The sequence below is a fragment of the Burkholderia sp. MR1-5-21 genome, assembly GCF_053427715.1.
The window spans coordinates 1-2,002 of sequence record NZ_JBSAXD010000079.1 but is presented as its reverse complement, the minus strand read 5'-3'; the positions used below and the strand labels follow the sequence as shown (position 1 = coordinate 2,002).

General features: G+C 60.9%; 2 protein-coding genes. Both read left to right on the top strand.

The genetic code is table 11. From position 1 onward, the window contains the following. The coding region (locus ACV229_RS40445) for a group II intron maturase-specific domain-containing protein (protein WP_448088640.1) at nucleotides 1–701 on the top strand (701 nt) is incomplete at its 5' end. A gap of 70 nt (nucleotides 702–771) precedes the next feature. Further along, nucleotides 772–1,809: an IS110 family transposase gene (locus ACV229_RS40440; protein ID WP_448088641.1), complete on the top strand. Its 1,038-nt coding sequence runs from the start codon at nucleotides 772–774 to the stop codon at nucleotides 1,807–1,809. Nucleotides 1,810–2,002 lie beyond the last annotated feature (193 nt).

The following is a 2,002-nucleotide window of genomic DNA, read 5'->3' as shown; positions in this document are numbered from 1 at the left end:
CGCGCAGCAAGGCGCAGCTCAACGTCGTCCGCTATGCCGATGACTTTGTGGTGACTGGCGTGTCGAAAGATGTGCTGGAATCCCGAGTGCTTCCTGCGGTCAGGTCATTCATGGCCGCTCGAGGTCTGGAACTCTCGGAAGAGAAGACCAGAATCACAAATATAGCGGAGGGTTTCGATTTCCTTGGCCAGAACGTGCGTAAGTACGACGGCAAGCTGCTGATCAAGCCAGCGAGAAAGAGCATTAAATCGCTGCTCGACAAGGTCAGGGACATCATCAAAGGCAACGCTAGCGTCACTCAGGCGGCGTTGATTCACAAGCTCAACCCGGTTATCCGGGGCTGGGCCATGTATCACCGCCACGTAGTGGCAAAAGCGGCTTTCTCATCGGTAGACTCGCACATCTGGCAACTGCTCTGGAGGTGGGCGAAGCGCAGGCATCCCACGAAAGGAGCACGGTGGGTAAGGGAGAGATACTTCCGGCGGGACGGACACCGGTCCTGGGATTTTGCTACGAAGGGCTTGGCCGAGAGCGGTACTGGCGGTCTTCGGCTCTTCCGTGCAATGACGATCGCGATCACGCGACATGTCAAGATCCGGGGACAGGCCAGTCCGTTCGATCCGGAATGGGCACCCTACCTTGCGCGCCGTCGAATCGCGAAACACTCCGTCAAGTTGTTCGGTGCCACCCTATGGTGCTGAAGAATGGCTTGAGCCGGATGCGGGGTGACCCGCACGTCCGGTTCTTAGGGGGCGGCGGCGCAGCAATGCGCTGCTGCTACCCGACCAGGTCCACGCGGTTGACGCCGCCGAACGTGCCGTCGTGCGCAAGGCAATTGCTCGCGAACGATTTGTGAACTGGTTTGCCAATCTTGAGCCGTGTCTAGTGGCGATGGAAGCGTGCGGTGGTGCACATTATTGGGCGCGCAAGTTGCGCACGCTCGGACACGATGTACGGCTCATTCCGCCGCAATTTGCTGCCCCCTATCGCAAAGGTGGTCCACACGTGAAGAACGATGCACAGGATGCCGAGGCAATCTGTGAAGCAGCAAGCCGTCCACAGATGCGTTTCGTCCCGGTCAAGTCACCTGCCCAGCAAAGCGTGCTTGTGCTTCACCGCATGCGGACCGGGTTTGTCGAGGAACGTACCGCGCTGGTGAATCGCCTGCGCGGGCTGCTCGCGGAGTTTGGTGTGTTTCTGCCGCAAGGCATCCGCGCGTTACACCAACACTTCGTCGACCGTCTCGAGGACGGCAGCAACGAGCTCGCTGGTCCCGCACGTCAGGCCCTGATGCGTGGCTGGGCGCAATGTCAGGCACTGGACCAGGAAATCGCCTGGCTCGACAAGCAGATCGCCGAACATGCCGGTCATGATCCGCAGGCACAGCGTTGCATGGACGTGTGCGGCGTGGGCCCTCTGACCGCATCCGCCGCTGTTGCGACCGTGGTCGATGCACGGCAATTCAAAAATGGCCGGCAGATGGCTGCCTGGATCGGCACCGTACCGAGGCAGAACAGCAGCGGCGGCAAACAGCGGCTCGGACGCATCACCAAGCAAGGCAACGACTATCTGCGAACCTTGCTATATCAAGGCGCGCGCTCGGCCATCCTTACCGCACCTCGACGTGTCGACCGGCTCTCCCGCTGGATCGTCCAGTTGCAGGCCCGCGTCGGCTACTACAAGACTCTGGTCGCCGTCGCCAACAAGCATGCGCGTATTCTCTGGGCGGTGCTCGCGAAGGGCGAGAAATTCGATCCATCGCACGTGTGTATTGCTCCGCGCGCGTTGATCGCCCCAACAGACAGCTAAACCACGCATCAACCACGATCCCCTTTGCACTCGAAGACGCAACAGGTAAAGGATAGCGACAGGTCAGACCGGCAGCGGGCGAACTCGATGAACCGTAAGGCGCCACATCGCATCGATTCGCCGTCCCGGGGATGGAGTCCCGCTGCGCGGTTACTATCCGGGCCCGGGCGCGGCAGCCACAGCGCCCAGCAAG